This is a genomic window from Mediterraneibacter sp. ICN-202921, assembly GCF_037890075.1.
GTDB lineage: Bacteria > Bacillota > Clostridia > Lachnospirales > Lachnospiraceae > Mediterraneibacter > Mediterraneibacter massiliensis.
Genome location: NZ_JBBKBE010000006.1, coordinates 84,663 through 105,533, shown reverse-complemented (window position 1 = coordinate 105,533; position 20,871 = coordinate 84,663). Strand labels below are relative to the sequence as shown.

General features: G+C 36.9%; 18 protein-coding genes. All 18 read left to right on the top strand.

Features of this window, described 5'->3' with window-relative positions; translation table 11 throughout:
* Positions 1-15: 15 nt before the first annotated feature.
* The 18 genes from WKT01_RS07210 (at position 16) to WKT01_RS07125 (ending at position 20,870) form a co-directional block, all read left to right on the top strand.
* The gene (locus WKT01_RS07210) at positions 16-291 is read left to right on the top strand and encodes an HPr family phosphocarrier protein (protein ID WP_059068980.1); all 276 of its coding nucleotides are present in this window, start codon (positions 16-18) and stop codon (positions 289-291) included.
* Positions 292-348: 57 nt separating this feature from the next.
* Positions 349-1,266 (top strand): nucleotidyltransferase family protein, encoded by a 918-nt coding sequence (locus WKT01_RS07205; RefSeq protein ID WP_340311823.1) that lies wholly within the window; start codon positions 349-351, stop codon positions 1,264-1,266.
* 41 nt (positions 1,267-1,307) lie between these two features.
* Positions 1,308-2,843, top strand: coding sequence for an LCP family protein (locus WKT01_RS07200; protein ID WP_340311822.1), 1,536 nt, complete (start codon positions 1,308-1,310; stop codon positions 2,841-2,843).
* Between the two features lie 129 nt (positions 2,844-2,972).
* On the top strand, positions 2,973-4,925 hold the full coding sequence (locus WKT01_RS07195; RefSeq protein WP_340311821.1) for a polysaccharide biosynthesis protein: 1,953 nt from the start codon (positions 2,973-2,975) through the stop codon (positions 4,923-4,925).
* Positions 4,926-4,935: 10 nt separating this feature from the next.
* Complete coding sequence (locus WKT01_RS07190; RefSeq protein ID WP_340311884.1) at positions 4,936-6,132, top strand: DegT/DnrJ/EryC1/StrS family aminotransferase; 1,197 nt, start codon at positions 4,936-4,938, stop codon at positions 6,130-6,132.
* Between the two features lie 58 nt (positions 6,133-6,190).
* Entirely contained in the window at positions 6,191-6,871 is a 681-nt protein-coding gene (locus WKT01_RS07185) for a sugar transferase (RefSeq protein WP_340311819.1), read from the top strand.
* 16 nt (positions 6,872-6,887) lie between these two features.
* Complete coding sequence (locus tag WKT01_RS07180; protein WP_340311817.1) at positions 6,888-8,129, top strand: glycosyltransferase family 4 protein; 1,242 nt, start codon at positions 6,888-6,890, stop codon at positions 8,127-8,129.
* A 1-nt stretch (position 8,130) separates the two neighbouring features.
* A complete protein-coding gene (locus WKT01_RS07175) occupies positions 8,131-9,483 on the top strand; it encodes a nucleotide sugar dehydrogenase (RefSeq protein ID WP_340311816.1) in 1,353 nt (450 codons plus the stop codon).
* 12 nt (positions 9,484-9,495) lie between these two features.
* Complete coding sequence (locus WKT01_RS07170) at positions 9,496-10,569, top strand: Gfo/Idh/MocA family protein (protein ID WP_340311814.1); 1,074 nt, start codon at positions 9,496-9,498, stop codon at positions 10,567-10,569.
* The gene (locus WKT01_RS07165) at positions 10,569-11,105 is read left to right on the top strand and encodes an acyltransferase (protein WP_340311813.1); all 537 of its coding nucleotides are present in this window, start codon (positions 10,569-10,571) and stop codon (positions 11,103-11,105) included. Before WKT01_RS07170 ends, WKT01_RS07165 begins: the two co-directional genes overlap by 1 nt.
* 65 nt (positions 11,106-11,170) lie before the next feature.
* Positions 11,171-12,310: a DegT/DnrJ/EryC1/StrS family aminotransferase gene (locus WKT01_RS07160; RefSeq protein WP_340311812.1), complete on the top strand. Its 1,140-nt coding sequence runs from the start codon at positions 11,171-11,173 to the stop codon at positions 12,308-12,310.
* Positions 12,300-13,586: a glycosyltransferase gene (locus WKT01_RS07155; RefSeq protein WP_340311810.1), complete on the top strand. Its 1,287-nt coding sequence runs from the start codon at positions 12,300-12,302 to the stop codon at positions 13,584-13,586. The genes WKT01_RS07160 and WKT01_RS07155 overlap by 11 nt, the downstream gene beginning before the upstream one ends.
* Positions 13,567-14,898 (top strand): hypothetical protein, encoded by a 1,332-nt coding sequence (locus tag WKT01_RS07150; RefSeq protein WP_340311808.1) that lies wholly within the window; start codon positions 13,567-13,569, stop codon positions 14,896-14,898. The genes WKT01_RS07155 and WKT01_RS07150 overlap by 20 nt, the downstream gene beginning before the upstream one ends.
* A gap of 8 nt (positions 14,899-14,906) precedes the next feature.
* Entirely contained in the window at positions 14,907-15,854 is a 948-nt protein-coding gene (locus WKT01_RS07145; protein ID WP_340311806.1) for a D-glucuronyl C5-epimerase family protein, read from the top strand.
* A 71-nt stretch (positions 15,855-15,925) separates the two neighbouring features.
* Positions 15,926-17,026 carry a glycosyltransferase gene (locus WKT01_RS07140; protein ID WP_340311805.1) on the top strand — a complete coding sequence of 367 codons (1,101 nt, stop codon included), beginning with the start codon at positions 15,926-15,928 and terminating at the stop codon, positions 17,024-17,026.
* Positions 17,019-18,407, top strand: coding sequence for a lipopolysaccharide biosynthesis protein (locus tag WKT01_RS07135; protein ID WP_340311804.1), 1,389 nt, complete (start codon positions 17,019-17,021; stop codon positions 18,405-18,407). The genes WKT01_RS07140 and WKT01_RS07135 overlap by 8 nt, the downstream gene beginning before the upstream one ends.
* A gap of 2 nt (positions 18,408-18,409) precedes the next feature.
* A complete protein-coding gene (locus tag WKT01_RS07130) occupies positions 18,410-19,378 on the top strand; it encodes a polysaccharide pyruvyl transferase family protein (RefSeq protein ID WP_340311803.1) in 969 nt (322 codons plus the stop codon).
* Between the two features lie 49 nt (positions 19,379-19,427).
* A complete protein-coding gene (locus WKT01_RS07125; protein WP_340311802.1) occupies positions 19,428-20,870 on the top strand; it encodes an O-antigen polysaccharide polymerase Wzy family protein in 1,443 nt (480 codons plus the stop codon).
* The last annotated feature ends 1 nt before the right edge of the window (position 20,871 follow it).

Genomic DNA, 20,871 nt, shown 5'->3' with positions numbered 1-20,871 from the left:
AAAGGCGTGTCAGGGATGGTTAGTGGAAAAGTGAAAATCAAAAATCCGACGGGTCTGCATTTAAGGCCGGCGGGATTATTCTGCAAAACAGCGATGCAGTTCGCAAGTAAGATCGTTATCCGGAAAATCAGCAGAGCAGAGGATGTGACCGCAAACGCAAAAAGTGTGTTGAGCGTTCTAGGAGCGTGCGTGAAGAGCGGAGATGAGATTGAGATTTTCTGTGAGGGAAAAGATGAAATAGAAGCTCTCGAAGAAATGATGCGGATTGTAGAAGATGGACTGGGCGAATAGGCACTTCAAGTGTGGTTTTACATAAAAGTATAGAAAAATCAGAGAAAGGAGAAAGTTATGAGCAGAGCTGCGTTGGTGGTCATGGCCGCAGGCATTGGGAGTAGATTCGGAGGAGGAATCAAACAGTTGGAACCGGTGGGACCAAATGGTGAGATCATCATGGATTATTCTATTTATGATGCTTTGGAAGCGGGATTCGATAAAGTTGTATTTGTGATCCGTAAAAATCTGGAAGAAGATTTTAAGGCGGTTATCGGAAACCGGATCGAAAAAATCGTGGAAGTGGAATATGCCTATCAGGAAGTGGAAGATATTCCCAAAGCCTATAAAAAACGTTTTGCCGGACGTACAAAGCCTTGGGGGACAGGGCAGGCGATCCTTTGCTGCAAAGAACTTGTCGATACGCCGTTTCTTGTGATAAATGCAGATGATTATTATGGGAAAGAAGCTTTTGCAAAAGCATATGCCTATTTGACAACACCTGTGAAAACTGATAAAATACAAATTTGCATGGTCAGCTTTGTTTTAAAAAACACGCTTAGTGACAACGGAGGCGTGACAAGAGGCGTTTGTCACATTGATGAAGATGGATACCTGTTAGATATAACGGAGACCCATCATATAGAAAAAGACGGGGAGAACGCAGTGATCCGAGAAGAAGGCAAAGAGACTGTGCTGGATGCAAACTTACCGGTTTCTATGAATATGTGGGGATTAAATCCCACCTTCTTTGGCATTCTGGAAGTCGGGTTTGCAGAGTTTTTGGATAATATAAAGGAAGAGGATTTAAAAGCAGAATATTTACTTCCGACGCTCATAGGTTCTTTATTGGCGGAGAAAAAATTGGAAGTAAAAGTATTAGAATCTCCTGATGAATGGTTTGGAGTGACTTATAAAGAGGATAAGGAAACGGTTGTAAACGCAATCCGTGGACTGATCCAAAACGGAGTATATCCTTCCACATTATTTGAATGATATAAAGACTGCGGGAAAGGTAATGGAGAAAAGAAAATAGGATGGCAAAGCAAACAAGGCGGGCAGATACTGCTGCACAAAGCAAAAGAAAGACAGATAAATATGCACGACGGTCAAAACGGAATCGGTTCGGTACAGTCTGTATCGTTCTTCAGACGATCGCCAGTATCCTTTTGATGATCGTCCTGTATCTTTTGGGCATGCTGCCTGTAAAATATCTGGCGTTGATAGCGGCGTTTTTATTTTTACTGTGGTGCATTACTTTGAATTCACAGGTGGCACGCCGCAGACGGGGAGTGCCCGGAAAAATATTCAGCCTTCTTATGACGATGGTTTTGCTGGCTGGTTCCTACTATGTGGCACAGGCAAATGATATGATTGGAAAGATCACAAGCGGCGGTTATAAAGTGGACAAGATGGTCGTGGCAGTGCGTGCAGACGATCCGGCAGAGGTTCTGGAAGATGCGGCAGATTATACGTTTGGCGTACAATTCCAAAAAGGCGCGGATAATATGCAGGCCGCGGTGACAGATATCCAGGAGGAGTTAGGGGCAGATATAGTGACTGCTGAATATGACTCTATTCAGGAACAGGCAGTAGCTCTGCGTGACGGTGAAGTAGATGCGATTGTTTACAACCAGGCATATACAAGCCTCATGGAAGAAGTTGTTCCGGATTTTAAAGAAAGTGTGAAGATCATTTACAGTCATGATATCCGCATACAGCTTGATTTTGGCGGCTCTGGAGACAGCAGTATTACAAAGAAGCCATTCACAGTGTATATCAGCGGTATTGATGTATATGGCGACGTGTCTGAGACGAGCCGGAGTGATGTGAATATTATAGCGGTCGTCAATCCGAAGACATATCAGATCCTGCTGGTGACAACGCCAAGGGATTATTATGTGCCAATCCCGGGTATTTCCGAAGGCTTGCCGGATAAATTGACCCATGCGGGAATCTATGGAGTAGATGCTTCTATGGAAACGTTGGGAGAACTGTATGAGACAGAAATCAATTATTACGCACGTCTGAATTTTACGTCACTGATCGATATTGTCGATACGTTAGGCGGCATTGATGTGTACTCAGAATATGCGTTTACTACGAGTCCGGATTCAGAGTATGTGATGGATGTACAGCAGGGAATGAATCATTTTACAGGAGAACAGGCACTTGCTTTCTCAAGAGAAAGGCAGAACCTGCCGGATGGAGACAACCAGAGAGGAAAGAACCAGCAGGCGGTGATCACGGCGATGCTGAAGAAATGTCTGTCGCCGACGATGCTCCTAAAGGCAAACAGCATTATGAATCAGGTGAGTAAGGATGTTGAAACCAACATGTCCCAGGATCAGATCAATGCTTTGATCAAATATCAGTTAAATAAAAACGCAAAATGGACGATCCAGTCGATAGCCGCAGAAGGGTATAACAGCGAAGGATACTGTTATTCCAGCGGAGATACGCTGCTTTCTGTTGTAGAGCCGGATTATGCGCAGGTAGACGAGATCATAGACCTGATCAATGTGGTGGAAGAAGAAGGCGGAACTTTAACGGACGGAGAATCTTTGAATTAAAATAAAAAGCACAATATATATACATTTTTTCGTTATATACTTATTGTATAATTTATAGAAGTTTGGTATTATATTATAGTATGTAAAAAAGTTGTAATAATTTGTAACAGTATTATCGGAGAGGATTTTATGAAAAATATACTTAGTCTAAAGACGTCAAGGACAAGAATGATTTTACTTTTTATCGTAGATATTCTTATGATTATTTTTGATACCTATGCTGCATTGATCATCCGGTTTAAGCTGGATAATGTGTATTCCGGCTGGGTGCCGGAAGAATATATGGCGAGTATAAAAGCTTATGTATGGATCAATATAGTGACAACTCTTGTAATCTTTCTTGTTTTAAATCTGTATAACAGGGTATGGTCTTATGCAAGTATGCATGAAGCAGGACTGATCGTCGGAGCCAGTCTGCTTTCTACGGCATTTCAGGCGATGGGGATGGGCTTTTTGTACCTGCCGGTACCGAGAAGCTTCCATATCTTTTATTTCTTTTTCCTTACAATGACAACATTGGCTACGAGATTTTCTTACCGGATCCTGCATGTGTTAAAAAGAGGACTGGTAAAGACCGGAAAGCGCCCGATCAATACGATGGTGATCGGGGCGGGAGAAGCCGGAAATATTATTATCACGGAACTGAAGACCAGCAGGCATTTGAATCGAAATGTGGTCTGCGTGATCGACGACAATCCTTCTAAAAAGGGAAAATATATCCGAGGTGTCCGTATTATGGGAGACCGAACAAAGATAAAAGAATTAGCCAAAAGATATAACGTTGATGAAATTATTTTAGCGATTCCTTCAGCAAATGCAAAGGATACAAGGGAGATCCTGCGGATCTGCAATGAGACAGAATGTAAGATGAAAGTACTTCCCGGTATGTACCAGCTGATAACAGAGGAAGTCAGCGTCTCAAAGCTGCGGGAAGTTTCGATCGAAGATCTGCTGGGAAGAGATGCGATCAAGATCGATATCGACAGTATCTCTGGCTATGTCAGGAATAAGGTCGTGTTAGTGACAGGCGGAGGCGGATCTATCGGCAGCGAACTGTGTAGGCAGATAGCGGCACATAATCCCAAGATATTGATCATATTTGATATTTATGAAAATAATGCCTATGATATTCAGCAGGAATTGAAGAAAAAATATCCGGCGTTGAAGCTGGAGGTACTGATCGGTTCCGTAAGAAATACAAAACGGATAGAAAGTGTGATGGACCTATATCGTCCCGATGTGGTCTATCATGCCGCAGCCCATAAGCATGTGCCTCTGATGGAGGACAGTCCAAATGAGGCAATCAAAAATAATGTCTTTGGCACATATAAGACAGCAAGGGCGGCGGATAAGTATGGCGTGAAAAAGTTTGTATTGATCTCTACGGATAAGGCTGTGAATCCTACAAATATCATGGGGGCGTCCAAACGTCTCTGTGAGATGATCATACAGACATTCAGCAGATATTCCCGTACCGAATTTGTAGCAGTTCGTTTTGGAAACGTGCTGGGAAGTAATGGAAGCGTTATACCGCTGTTTAAAAAGCAGATGGCGGCAGGCGGTCCGGTGACGGTGACCCATCCGGATATCATCCGCTATTTTATGACTATACCGGAAGCGGTATCTCTGGTATTGCAGGCAGGAGCTCTTGCCAAAGGAGGAGAAATCTTTGTCCTGGATATGGGAGAACCGGTGAAGATCGCGGATCTTGCCAAGAATTTGATCCGGCTTTCTGGGTATACTTTAGGAGTAGACATGGATATTGTCTATACAGGACTGCGGCCGGGAGAAAAATTGTATGAAGAGATCCTGACAAAGGAAGAAGGGCTTAAGAAGACAGCAAATAATCTGATCTATGTCGGAAAGCCGCTGGAATTTAACGAGGTGCATTTCTTAAGTGAACTGAAGCTGCTGGAGGAAGCGGCGGCAGACGAACAGAGAGATGTAAAGGAAATCGTATCCAGGATTGTACCCACTTATCATATCAGACCGGAAGATAAAGAACGAGACGAAGAAGCTTATCAGGAATTGTTAAGTCTTGGAAGAGCAAGTCATGAAAAACCAGTAGTGGAGGATAAATAGGATGAAGAACATGCATATAGCATTTTCCCCTCCGGATATTACAGAAGAGGAAATCGCAGAAGTAGCTGATACATTAAGAAGCGGCTGGATCACAACAGGGCCGAAGACGAAACTTTTTGAAAAGCAGATCGCGGCATATTGTCATACGAGCAGGGCGGTGTGTTTAAATTCCGCGACAGCGTGCAGCGAAATGACATTAAGGGTACTTGGGATAGGCCCAGGGGATGAAGTGATCACCAGCGCCTATACGTACACGGCGTCGGCGAGTGTGATACAGCACGTAGGCGCCAAGATCGTGCTGGTAGACGTGCAGCCTGATTCCTATGAGATGGATTATGAGAAACTGGAAGCGGCGATCACAGAAAAAACAAAAGCGATCATACCTGTTGATCTGGGAGGAGTAATCTGTGATTATGAGCGGATCTTTGAAATCGTAGAACGTAAAAAAGAATTATTTCATGCAGAGACAGAATTACAGAAGAAGATTGGCCGCATAGCAGTCGTTGCCGATGGCGCGCATGCCTTTGGTGCAGTGAAAAAGGGAAAACACAGTGGAGAGTTCGCGGATTTTACGAGCTTTTCTTTTCATGCCGTAAAGAATCTGACGACAGCGGAAGGCGGAGCAGTTGTATGGAAAGATATAGAAGGCGTGGATAATGAAGAAATCTATAAACAATACATGCTCCTTTCTTTACATGGACAATCCAAGGACGCACTGGCAAAAACACAGCTGGGAGCATGGGAATATGACATCGTGGCGCCCTATTTTAAATGCAATATGACAGATATCATGGCATCTCTGGGAATCGTACAATTAAGAAGGTATCCCGCACTTTTGCAGAGAAGAAAAGAAATCATAGAGATGTATAATGAAGGTTTGAAAGATCTGGATGTGCAAATACTCAGACATTTCGGAGAAGACTATGCATCCAGCGGACATCTGTATCTGGTAAGAGTAAATGGAAAGAACAGGGAAGAATGCAATCAGATCATCAGAAAAATGGCGGAAGCCGGAGTTGCGACAAACGTACATTATAAACCGCTGCCCCTCTTGACAGCATATAAAGATCTGGGATTTGATATAAAAGAGTATCCGAACGCATATGCCATGTTTGAAAATGAGATCACGCTTCCCCTTCACACAAAACTGTCGGATGAAGAAGTACAGTATGTGATCGATGTGTTCAAACAATGTGTTTCTGTCTAGGTACATGCCTTTTAGACAGGCGGCTTTGCCTGATTATGTGTAAGTGAGGAAAAGAAGTATGAGGAAGTGGAACGATCTTCCGAAAGATATGCAAGTGGAAGAAGTGAAAATATACTATGATATGCTGCAGAGGCGTAAAGGGAGTTTGCTTCTGAAACGTATATTTGATATAATAGCCGCAAGTATTCTGTTGCTTTTACTGTCACCGGTCTTACTTGTGTTAAGCGTCTGGATAAAGACAGACTCAAAGGGACCGGTGTTCTTCAGACAAGTGAGAGTGACACAGTATGGAAAAACATTTAGGATTTTTAAATTCAGAACCATGGTCGATCATGCGGATCAGATAGGTACGCAGGTGACGACAAAAGGTGACGCCAGAGTGACAAAAGTGGGAAAAGTGCTTAGAGGCTGCCGTCTGGACGAACTGCCGCAGCTTTTGAATATCCTGACGGGAGATATGACATTTGTAGGCACCCGGCCGGAAGTGGAGAAGTATGTTGCTCATTATACAGACGAAATGAAAGCAACGCTTCTTATGCCGGCGGGAGTGACGTCACTTGCCAGCATTGAATATAAAGATGAAGAACGTTTATTGGAATCTGCCGACAATGCGGATCGGGTATATATCGAAAAGATATTGCCGGAAAAAATGAAGTATAATTTGCAGTCTATCCGGAACTTTAGTTTTGGACAGGATATAAAGACAATGATCGCCACAGTTGTGGCAGTCATGAGATGATGAAGGAGAAACCTCGATGAACATATGGATTGTTAATCACTATGCAATACCACCGAGCATGGGAGGGTTAGTAAGACATTATTATTTTTCTAAGTATCTGCAGAAAAAGGGGCATACTGTAAAGATTTTTACTTCCAGTAAAATCCACAATACAGATATCAATATGATCCGTGATAAATCCCTTTACAGAGAAAAAATGGAAGACGGGGTGGAGTATACATTTGTGCGGAGCAGAGATTATAAAGGAAACGGAATGGATCGGATCATTAATATGATGGATCTGCCTTTTAAGACATGGAAGACCATGAAACAATTCTACAAAGAGCAGAGACCGGATGTGATCTATACGTCTTCACCAGATTTATTTGTTTCCTATTTTGCTTTGTTGTTCGGAAGAAAACATAAGATTCCGGTAGTAGTGGAAGTCAGAGACTTATGGCCGGAATCGATTGTGGAATATAATGGAATGTCCAGAAAAAATCCAATCATTCAGATACTGTATCAGTTGGAAAAATGGATCTATAAGAAAGCTGACCAGCTAATCTTCACGATGGAGGGCGGGAAAGACTACATACGTGATAAAGGCTGGGACAAGGTGGTAGACTTGAATAAAGTAAACCATGTAAATAATGGAGTGGATCTGGAAGAATTTAATTTTAATAGAGAAAAGTATATATTGGAAAATAGTTCAATATGTGATGATAAATCGTTTAAAGTAGTTTATATGGGATCTATCAGAAAAGTGAATAATCTTCAAACTTTGATCGATGCAGCCAAATATATTAAAGATTCCAATATTCGTATATATATATATGGCGATGGAACAGAAAAAGAAAAGTTGAAAAAGCAAAGCGATGCGCAAGGGCTAAAAGTCCTTTTTGAAGGTAGAGTGAGCAAAAAATATATTCCATATATTTTAAGTAAAGCAGATTTGAATATAATCAATGTAAAATCAGCGGGTATTAATAAATATGGTTGTAGTTGGAATAAATTGTTTGAATATATGGCGAGCGCAAAACCGATTTTGTGTAATTTGCCAGTTAATTATGATTTGATTCGGCGGAAAAATTTAGGAATAACCGAGAAATTCGCTGATGCAGAAGAATATGCAAAAGCAATTATGATGTTTAAAAATTTATCTGACAGGGAATATAAATCTTATTGTGAAAGAGCATATGAAGCGGCTAAGGAGTTTGATTATAAATACCTGACGGATAAAGTTGAGTATATTTTATGTAAAGCAATAGGAGTTCATTGAAATGAAAGATTTTGTGAATATTATGAAAGGAAATATTAAAATGAAAGAAATATTATTAAAAAAAATCGCAAACAGAGAAATTAAAGTCGGTGTGGTAGGACTAGGTTATGTAGGGTTACCACTGGCGGTAGAAAAAGCAAAAGCAGGCTTTAAAACGATAGGATTTGATGTGCAGGAAGAAAAAGTTCATATGGTAAATGCGGGACATAACTACATAGGCGATGTGGTTGACAGTGATTTAAAAAAATTGGTAGATGAAGGCATCTTAAGTGCGACAACGGATTTTAGTTTTGTGAAAGAAGTAGACTTTGTTGCAATTTGTGTCCCTACACCTTTGGATAAACATCAGCAGCCAGATATAAGTTATGTAAAAGCGTCTACAGAGGCGATTGCCCGGTATTTAACAAAGGGAACGATGGTTGTTTTAGAATCAACGACTTATCCGGGTACTACGGAGGAATTGATCAAACCGATCTTAGAAGAAGGATCTGGTCTGCAGGCAGGAAAAGATTTCTATTTGGGCTTTTCACCAGAACGTGTAGATCCGGGAAATTTAATTTATAAAACAAAGAATACACCGAAAGTAGTAGGCGCAATCGGAAAGGATGCAACAGAAGTAATAGCGGCAATGTATCGGACAGTTTTAGAAGGTGAGGTATATGAAGTTTCATCTCCGGCAGTTGCGGAGATGGAAAAGATACTGGAGAATACATACCGAAATATTAATATTGGTTTAGTAAATGAATTGACGATGTTATGTCAGGAAATGGGCATTAGCATGTGGGAAGTAATAGATGCAGCAAAGACAAAACCCTATGGTTTTCAAGCATTCTATCCGGGACCAGGTTTAGGAGGACATTGTATTCCTTTAGATCCTTATTATTTAAGCTGGAAAGCAAGAGAATATGGTTTTCACACGTCTATGATTGAAAGTTCAATGATGATTAATGATAAAATGCCGGAGTATTGTGTAGAAAGGGCTAATAAAATTTTAAATAGACATTCAAAAGCAATGAATGGAGCAAAAGTGCTTGTTATGGGCGTTGCCTATAAACAGGATATTGATGATTACAGAGAGAGCCCTGCCTTACGAGTGATCGAGGTACTAAAAGCGGAAAAGGCAAATGTGGATTTCTATGATCCTTGGATTGATGAATACAAATATGAGGGTAACACATATCAGGGAATTAAAGAGATTAACCCGGAAATCATTGCTTATTACGATTTAGTTATGATTACAACAGCACATTCTAATGTGGATTATAAAATGATACAGGAAAATGCAGTGGCAATTTTTGATACAAAAAATGTAATGAAAGATATTAAGGATAGAAACAATATAGAGATTCTTTAGAGGAGGAATAGCATGAAATATGCGTTAATCGGTTGTGGACGTATTTCTACGAATCATGTAAAAGCAGTGATTAATAATAAACTGGAATTTGTAGCGGCCTGTGATGTTGTGCCGGAACATATTGAAAATGTTTTAGCAAAACATGGTTTAGAAAAAGATACGACGATCAAGAGATATACAGACTATAAAAAAATGATAGAGGAAAATGGACTCGAGTTAGTGGGAATCGCTACAGAAAGCGGACTTCATGCAGAAATTGCGTTATATTGTATTGAGCATGGAATTCATGTGATTATTGAAAAACCTATGGCAATGAGTATGGAGGATGCAGATAAGATTATCCGGCTTGCAGAAGAAAAAGGAGTAAAAGTATCCGCCTGTCATCAGAACAGGTTTAATATTGCCGTACAGGAGATGAGAAAGGCTCTGGAGGCAGGAAGATTTGGAAAACTTTCCCACGGTTCGATTCATGTACGCTGGAACCGGAATAAAGATTATTATACACAGGCGCCATGGAGAGGAACATGGGAGCAGGACGGCGGCGCATTGATGAATCAGTGCATACACGGGATTGATCTTTTGCGCTGGATGATGGGCAATGAGATCGAAGAAGTGTACGGCGTAACCAAACAGCAGTTTCATCATTATTTGGAGGCAGAAGATATTGGAATGGCTGTTGTTAAGTTTAAAAACGGAGCCGTGGCAACCATTGAAGGGACTACGAATGTATACCCGCAGAATCTGGAAGAAACTTTATATTTGTTTGGAGAAAACGGGACAGTAAAATTAGGAGGGAAATCCACAAATAATATTGATGTTTGGAATTTTGCGGATGAGACAGAAAAGGATACAGCTAACAAAGGCCTGGAAGAACAGACAAGTAATGTCTATGGCAACGGGCATACAAGTCTTTATGCAGATGTAATAGAGGCAATACAAAATAATAGACAGCCATATGTAGATGCTTATGCGGGAAGAAATGCTTTGGAATTAGTATTGGCAATCTATAAGAGCCAAAAGGAAGGACAAGTTGTAAAACTTCCTTTAGGTGAATTTGCAAGTACAGATATGGTAGGAGAATTTTAATGAGTGAGTATTTTGTACATGAGAGCAGTTATATTGATGATCATGTAAAAATAGGGAAAGGGACAAAAATCTGGCATTTTTGTCATATTCAAAGTGGTGCTGAAATAGGAGAAAATTGTTCTTTTGGTCAAAATGTAAATGTGTCAAATCATGTGAAAATAGGAAATGGCGTGAAGGTGCAGAATAATGTATCTATCTACGAAGGCGTTGAATTGGAGGACTACGTTTTTTGTGGTCCTTCTATGGTATTTACCAATGATCTTACTCCAAGAGCCAAGTATCCAAAGGGAAATGCGGGATATAAAAAGACAGTATTAAAAGAAGGGGCAACCGTTGGAGCAAATGCAACGATCGTATGTGGTCATACCATCGGGAAATGGGCGATGATCGCTGCAGGAGCAGTGGTAACAAAAGATGTGCCGGATCATGCGCTTATGGCAGGCGTACCTGCTAAACAAATCGGGTGGGTATGTGAATGCGGCGAACGGCTCGACGAGAATAAGCAATGTAAAAAGTGCGGTCGTCAATATAAGTAAGCAGACTGCTAAATGGGTATTGAAAAGATCATAGATCTACTATGTATTGAAAGAGGGATGATAAAATGCAGTTTAGAGATTTGAAAACGCAATATAGAGTGTTAAAAGAAGATATGGACGCAGCAATTTCTTCAGTATTGAAAGATTGTAATTTTATAAGCGGAAATCAAGTCGGCGAATTAGAAAAAGAATTGTCGGATTACGTGGGGACAAAATACTGTATCACCTGCGGAAATGGTACAGATGCTTTGACAATGATGATGATGGCTTGGGATATTAAAGAAAATGATGCTGTGTTTGTACCGGATTTTACGTTTTTCGCTTCAGCAGAGGTTGTTGCGTTTGCAGGCGCTACTCCGGTATTTTACGATGTTTTTGAAGATACGTTTAATGCAGATACAAAGTCATTGGAAAAGGCGATCAAAGCTGTACAAGCGGAAGGAAAGTTAAAACCACGCGCTATTATAGCAGTTGATTTATTTGGTCAGCCGGCTAATTATATAGAACTAGAAAAAATTGCGAAAAAATATGGACTACTGATATTAGAAGACGGAGCACAAGGTTTTGGAGGTCAAATAGAGGATAGAAAAGCATGTAGTTTTGGAGATGCAGCGACAACTTCATTTTTCCCTGCAAAACCATTAGGATGTTATGGCGATGGTGGCGCAATCTTTACCAATGATGATAAGACGGCGGAATATTTAAGATCCATTCGTGTACATGGAAAAGGGAGTGATAAGTATGATAATGTAAGGATTGGCTGGAATTCCCGTCTGGATACGATACAGGCTTCTGTGCTTCAGGTGAAATTAAAAGCATTTAAAGAGTATGAACTTTCCAGGGTAAATCAAGTAGCGGAGAAGTATACGAAATTGCTGAAAGATCTGGTTGCGGTTCCTGTTATACCTGAAAAGTTTTACTCAAGTTGGGCTCAATATACGATAAAACTTTCTTCAAAAGAAGAACGAGATTTTATAAAACAATTTTTAGCAGAAGAAAATGTTCCTTCTATGATATATTACTCAAAAACCATGCATTGTCAGCAGGCATTTAAAAATTTGAAAGACTATGTAGAGTGTCCAAAAGCAGAAACCTTATGTGAGAGAGTATTATCTTTACCTATGCATCCGTATTTGCAGGATGAAGATATAATGAAAGTGGTTTCTAGATTAGAAAAAGGAATACGTATTTTAAATGGAAGATAAAAAAAATAGTATATTAGTCTTATTTACTAAAACATATCCGTATGGAGATGGAGAAAGCTTTATAGAAAACGAGATAGAGATAGCAGGTAAGTACTATGAAAAAGTTCTGGTAATAGCCTGTCAAGTAGTGGATAAAGTACAAACGCGGAAAGTTCCGGATAATGTACAAGTTTTTCCTGTCGAAGCCAGGAAAAAGCAGGTTATAGCCTTCTCTTGTTTAAAAAATCTTATAGCATTAAGAAGAAAAAAAGAGTTGTTCAAAGAGTGGAAAATATGTCATTCATTACAAAAAAAACTTTTTTGTATATATTTCTACAGCAAGGTACAATACTTAGAGAAAATATGTAAAAACATTTTAGAAAAAAATTTGGTTAAAGGAAAGAGTTATACATTATATAGCTATTGGTTTTTTGATATAGCATATTTAGCTTTAAAATTAAAAGAAGAATTAAAAGATCGTTATCATATACATTTTGTCACAAGAGCTCATGGATATGACTTATACGAATATCGTAATAGGTTGGGATATTTTCCATTTAGATTAGAAATTCTGAATGGTATTGACAGAGTATTTCCGTGTTCCCAAGATGGAGAAAATTATCTGAAAAAGACATATCCTGCATATGCAACTAAATTTCAGAAAAGCTATCTAGGGACATCGGATTTTGGAGAAAAGGAGATATGCCGTCATGAAAAGAAAACGGTTATCGTTACTTGTTCTAATTTGATTCCCTTAAAACGGGTTGAACGATTACCGCTTGTTTTAAAAAAACTTGAGGATACTGGTTATCCGTTGGAATGGATCTGTTTTGGAGATGGACCAGAAAGAAAAAATATAGAAGATAGCTGCCATAAATATTTAAAGACTACGAAAGTGACATTTAAAGGAAAAGTAGATAATCAAGAAATTATGAAATTTTATCAAAGTGAAGCAGTTGATATCTTTATTAATTTAAGTACAACAGAAGGTTTGCCGGTCTCTATCATGGAGGCAATGTCCTTTGGAATTCCGGCGATTGCTACAAATGTTGGAGGAACATCAGAATTAGTTGTGGATGGAAAGACAGGCATTTTGTTGGATGCTGACTTTACAGATATGCAATTGAATAAATCTATTTTAAAATTGGTACTATGTAAGGAAGAAGAAAAGAAACAATTGAGAAAAAATTGTCGGGAGTATTGGAAACATAATTTTTATAATGCTAGAAATTATGAAGAATTTTATAAGATATTATTAAGTTTTGAGGTGAATGATAATGCAATATGCAATAAATGATATAATTCTAATTGTTATATCCATATTTCTATTATATTATTTACAGAAGGAAAATTATAAAAATGCAGTAATTATATCAGTATTTGCATATTGTTGTGCTCCAGTTATAAAAATACAAGATACAGGCATTAATCCGGCATATTTATTTACAGGGATACTGGGAATTTGGCTCCTTAAATCTGTATGGCAAAAGAAGACAAATTGGAGCATACCTGTTTTCATTTTTATAATCGGCATGGGTGCTAGTATTCTTGTAATTGGAATATCGTGGCTATTAAATGCACAATATCAAATGGCACATATAATACATTTTATAGGAATGATTCAGTGGGCGTTGGGAGTTGTTGCACTGTATACTCTGTACACAACGGATGCAATGTTCGGGCAGTCTTTATATTTAGGTATAAAAGGTGTCATAGTTTGTAATTTTGTTTTAACGATTTTTCAAATATTTATTCCTAAAATAGGGATTGCATTAACTAAATTATTGTATACATATCCTGGAAAAGACGCAGCTATCAACGCTACTGAAAAAATTGGTAGATTTTTAAGAGGATTTGGAACTTTTTATTCTTCTACCGAGACGGGAGGCTTTTGTTTATTTGCAATTACAATGATGCTACTTATAATATGCAGGCAGAATAAATGGAAAAAGGAATTACCTTTTTTGTTTATGATACTTTTCGTTGGATTGTTTTCGTTTAGTAAAGCGGTTATCATTGGTGTATTTATAATATTTTTTGTTTTAGTTGGATTAATTTTTCTATTAAAAATAAGTGTAGATTACAAGAAAATATTATCTGCTTTATTTATAATATTGCTGACCTTTTTTGTGGTAATTACATTAGGAAAAACTGCAAACTTATCGGGACAAGTTGATTATTATTTTGGAAAATTATTAAATCCGTTTTCAGCATTTGAAACACGGTACGGAGATTTGGATAAATGGGATAAGGGGATTTCAAATACGGAAAATACAGGAAATACAGAGGGGAAGACAGAAGGAAACTTAGAGAAGACAATGGAAGTAATAAAGAAAAATATAGTGATTGGTGTTGGTCCGGCTTCTATAGAGGGAGAATTTGTCGGAGATTCTCAATATGTTGTTTCATTACATGATGGAGGGATCATAAATTTTTTGATTTATCTGTTGCTATATAGTTTCCTGTTTATAAAAGGATGGAAGGAAAAAAGACTTGAGACATGTACTTTAGTAGTAATTGTTGCTATGGAATGTTTATTTATTCCGATATTTTCCTGCGCATATGCGATTCCTTTCATTGCATGGTGCTTAGTAATTGAAAAGAGGTAAAAATATAAATGAAAAAGTTTATGCTGAATTGTTATAAATGGATAAAAATGTTATGTGGGGAAGACGTACTTCACGTGGAACAGGCATTAGGGAAAAATTTTGTTCCGGCTGAGCTGCAAGGATATTTTAATGATCTAACAGACAAAGTATTAAGGTGTGAAACAATAGATGAGTCAGATTTGCCGTGCAATTATACTAATACAGGTGAAAAGTGTAGACTGATAGTTGCTGTTTTACAATATGGTTTGGGGAGTTATGATTTATATTTAAGTACTTCTGAAAAGAAATATTATGACAAATTTATTGCCAGTGTAAATTATATTGCAGAAAAGCAAAAGGAAGATGGCAGTTTGGATATCTATGAAGGAATTAAAAATCTGCCAGAGGAAAAATCTGCAATGACACAAGGTCAGGCTGCGTCATTATTGTTAAGAGCATATAAACAAACGGGAGAATACAAATATTTTACAAAAGCGAAGGACGCAATAGATTACATGTTACGATCCACAGAGGATGGCGGGACGACAGTATATAATACAGATCAAACGTTTTATTTTCAGGAATTGTTTGATAAAGGACAAAATGCAATTTTGAATGGTTGGATTTTTGCTTTTTTTGGTTTATATGATTTTTGCTTAGTGAGTGATAATGAAAAATATGTAAAACTTATGGAAAAATCTATAGAATATTTAGCCGAATCAATAAAAAAATATGATAGAAAATACTGGTCTGATTATAATCAAGAAAATGTAATAGCAAGTCCTTTTTATCATAAATTGCATATAGCTCAACTAGAAGCACTTTCAATGATTTCTGATAGAAAAGAATTTTCATATTATAAAATGAAATGGGAGAGACAATATGCTAACAGGTTTATCTATTTTCGGGCTTTTACGGTAAAAGCATTTCAAAAATTAAAGAACCCGAATGATGCTAAGCTTGTTATAGTAAAATGATCATTTTAAGTTATGCGTAGAGACAAAAAATAGAATGAAAGGGTTATATCAGTAAGAAAGGTATTTTGAAGATGAAGAAAGTAAAAGTGTTACTTTTAATATCAGATTTGGGCATGGGCGGCGCAGAAAATATAACAATAAATATCGCGCAATATATAGATCAGAAGAGATTTGATGTGAAAATCATTTCTATGTTTTCAGAAGAGTATTGTGTAGATAAATATAAAGCTATAATAGAAAAATATAAAATACCGGTTATCTATTTAAATAAGAAACCAGGATTGGATTTAAGCATTATTTTTAAGCTAAGATCTATTTTAAAAAAGGAAAAACCGGACGTTTTACATACGCATAGATATTCCTGTGTGTATGCGCTATTACCATCTATTATTTGTAGAGTGCCAGGTAGGGTTCATACAGTTCATAATGTCGCGGATAAAGAGATACCTGGAGCATATAGAAAATTGATGAAAATAGCATATCATTTTTTTGGTGTTACGGCAGTAGCTATTAATGAAGGTGTAAAAGATAGTATAAGAGAATGCTATAAATTAGCAGGCGATGTTGTTCCAATCATAAAAAATGGAGTAGATATAACCAAGTTTTATTCTGGAAAGAAGGCTAGTACGCTTACACTAATAAACGTAGGACGTTTTTCACCGCAGAAAAATCATAAATTACTTATAAAATGTATGGCAAATATTCTAAAAGAGAATAAAAACATAAAATTAGTTTTAATAGGAGAGGGAGAATTAAAGAACGAAATTGAACAATTGGTGTCAGAATTAAAATTGAATGAAAATGTTCATTTTACTGGAAATGTGTCCAATGTAGAAGAATATTTAGCAGCAGCAGATATCTATGTTATGACATCAGATTATGAAGGTTTGCCATTGAGTGTGATAGAGGCAATGGCAGCGGGCTTGCCAATTGTTACTACTAAGGCAGGAGGGGTAGTCAATTTAGTAAAGGACGGTCAAAATGGCATACTTGTCGACGTTGGAGATGAAGAGGCTATTTCAGATGCAGTGCTAAACCTTATAAAAGATAGCGAGAAAAGGCAGGAAATGGGAGAAAAATCTCAAGAATTAGCAAAAGAGTATAGTGTAGAAAGAATGGTTGAAGAATATGAAAAATTATATTTAAAATTAAGGAAGCCAGAGAATGAATAAAGTTTTAAAATTTATAAAAACATCCAGTATCTATTTTGTTGGAAGTGTGTTGACAAAATTGATTTCATTTATTTTACTTCCACTATATTCTAATAAGTTAACAACAGATGCGTTTGGATATTATGATTATAGTATTACTATAGTTACGATCGTTGTTGGGGTTGCCTGCTTGGAAATATGGGTAGGAGCAATCCGGTTCTTGTTATTAAAAGACAATATAAACGATAAAAACCAAGTGACTTGCAATTGTCTGATTTTAGTAGGGTTTTCGGTTGTTGTTTTAAGCGCCGTTTTTATATTTTTAAAAACAGTATTTAATATTCCATATTTGAATTATATAGCAATGTATGCTGTTTTTTATATGCTGCAGTCTTTATACACATCGTTTATCAGAGGATATCAAAAAAATGTGGCATATATTATTTCGGGTCTATTATCCAGTACAGTAAACTTTCTTATGAATATTTATTTTATAGGCATTTGCGGGAAAGGACTTGAGTTTTTATATATTGCTTTTTCAGTAGGAGCTTTTTTACAAATTGTTTATATAGAATCTAAGATTCATACGATACACTGTTTAAAAAAGAAATATATTGATAAGAATTTATTAAAAAAAGTATTCATTTTTTGCTTTCCATTATTTATTAATAGTATTTCCTACTGGGTTTTGACAAGTTATAGTAAGGTAGTTATCATTGCTGAATTGGGGACAAGCGCAAATGGGGTTTATTCAATGGGTCTCCGGTTTGCCTCCGCCATCACATTGGTTACTACAGTATTGTCATTGGCTTGGCAGGAGATGGTATTTAGCGAAAAAGAAGATTCAAAAAAATTATATACCAATGGTTTGAGTATGTATTATCATCTGTTGATATATGCAATCGTTTTTGCTTTACCGCTGCTTAAAATAGTCTATCCCATAATAATTAATGATAAATATATAGAAGCAATGATAATTCTGCCAATATGTCTGCTTAATACATTGTGTAATGCATATTCAGATTTTGTAGGAAAGGTCGTTATCGCAGAAAATCAAACAAAATGGATCTTTGTTTCATCCGTTTTAGGTGCGGTTACTTGTGCAATCAGCGCGAATATCTTAGTGCATAGCCATGGATTGCTTGGTGTAGTCAGTTCCATCATGATGGGGTTTGTGGTGTCGATTATGTTAAGGTTAGGTTGGCTTTATCATCATTATAATGGAGCGATTTATATAAAAGATAGATGGATCCCTCTGATTCAATTAGGCATTTGTGTTAGTTTCTATTATTTCTCGGATATTAAAATCTATGTTGCGATCAGTATTTTAATACTTGGATGGATAATTTTTAGACACAGAATCTTAATTACAGAGACTATGAAAAGGATAAGGAATAGATAGAAATGAAAAAAATTATTTTATTTAATACTGCTATAGCGTCTCCGAATAAAGGTGATGACATTATTATGTCTTGCTGCAAGAAGCAGTTGAAATTTTTACTTGAAAATAACTATGTCCTGGAATTGCCTACACATACGCCGATTTCACATTGGTATCAAAATTTTAGTAAATTTAATATAGGAGATCACTATAGAGAGATAGACTATAAGTTTATATGCGGCACAAATCTATTTAATGCAAATATGTGTCTTCCCACACCTTTATGGAATATAAATGTTTTTAATTGTAAAGTGGCAAAAGGAGCTGTGGCTGTAGGAGTCGGGATGGGGAGTGTAAAGGCGACGCCCAATTCTTATACAAGATCTCTGTTGAGAAAGGTTTTGTCAACAGAATATGTGCATAGCACCAGAGATGAAAAGACAGCAAAATTTTTGAGAGGCTTAGGCTTTAAGGCATTGAATACAGGCTGCGCGACTACATGGGATCTGACAAATAATTTTTGTGCGGAAATTCGTGGAAAAAAGGCGGAGGAAGTTGTTTTTACTTTAACAGATTATGCAAAAGATATTGAAAAAGACAAATATTTGCTTAAAGTTTTGCTTGAAAACTATAAAAAAGTCTATTATTGGATACAGGGGATCGGTGATCTGCAATACTTAAAAGAGATATATGATGGGGATCAGGTTACATTGATAGGACCGACATTAGAAGCTTATGATAAAATTCTAGAAAAACAAATAGATTTTATAGGGACCAGGCTGCATGCGGGAATCCGGGCTATGCAAAAGAAGTGCCGTACGATTATAATATCGGTTGATAATAGAGCGGAGGATATGAAAAAAGATATCAATTTATGTATTTTACCAAGAAAACAGCTGGATAATTTGAGCGATTTCATATATAAAGATATCGAATTTCAGTTAAATATAAAGGAAAAAAATATTGAAATGTGGCGTGATCAGTTCAAATGAACCTCCTATGTAAACAGCAGAAAAATTGTAGGGCAAAAAGGAGGATGAAATGAAAAAATGTATTAGGTATATTTTTGTATTGCTATTTATTTTTACAGGAATAGCGGGAATTTATCTGAAAGACTATAACGTTTTTCTGGTATCCGCAATGAGTATTTGGATAGCGAATGTTATTTTTTCCTTTGAGAATCTGCAAAGAAGAATTTATTTTTTAATGTTTGAAATAACATTTTTTGTTTTTTTGCTGTCGCGTCCATTTATTAGTTTTTGCGAGGGAAAAGTTTGGTGGAAGTTATATGAAACGGAGCATGTAAAGTTTTCATTGGTGATTATTCTTCTATCACAGATAGGTTTAATGATAGGAACTTGGTTTATAGAGGAGAAAAGCAAAGCGAAAAAGGTACCGAGTACGCTTGGTTATAAAAAATCTAATGAAAAAAAAGAACTCATAAACAATATACAGATTATTTCTTTGCTTCTTTTCTATGTATCCGGAATTTTCTTTTTTATTCAAGAAGGCGAGAAGCTTTTAGCAACGTGGCAAAAGGGATATTTGGCTTATTATACAAGCTTTGAAGCACAGCTTCCCTTTTGGATTTATACGCTGGCCTCTTTTATGAAGGTAAGTTTTTGTGTTTATTTAGCCACATGGCCTAAAAAGAAAAATGCAATATTGCCCATTGGAATTTTTCTTTGTTCAGCATTGCCATCATTGATTATAGGGTTGAGAAATCCGATTATGCTAAATGCTGTTTTTGTCTTTCTGTATTTTGTTGTGCGTCATATATTAGATCAAGAAGAAAAGTGGATCGGTAAAATAGAAAAATATGCATTCATTGTAGGAATACCGTGTTCGTTAATATTTATGACTTTGTACAGTTATATTAGAAGCGGACTGCAAGTGGGAAAACAAGGAATACTGCGTCTGCTAATTGGGTTCTTTTATGGACAGGGGGTTACTTTTGATGTATTAGCCATAGGACATAAATGTATACCTTTATTACCGGAAAGAGAAATACGAAACTATACATTTGGAGAAATACTAGATTATTTTTTACATGGTTCAATTGCCCAGAAAATGTTTGGCGCAGAGGTGCTTGACAGTGGAAATACAGTTAAAAACGCATTGGAAAGCAATAGTTTGGCACACAATATGTCCTATATTGATATGGGAAAGGAATATTTAGAAGGTCATGGCTGGGGATCTTCTTATTTACTAGAGGTATTTATAGACTATGGATATATAGGAGTTCTGTTATTTAACATTATATTGGGGATTTTATTGATTTACGCTATAGACTTTTTGAAGAAAAATATTTTATGTTGTACAATAGTGTTTATGTGTCTGCAATCTGTATTTTTTATTCCAAGAGCAGAAGCTACGGGATGGTTATCTTTTTTATTTACAATACAATTTTGGTTAGCGATCATAGCAATTTACCTGGCAGCTTTACTATGTGTAAAAAGGTATTCAATGCGGAAGGAGAAATAAT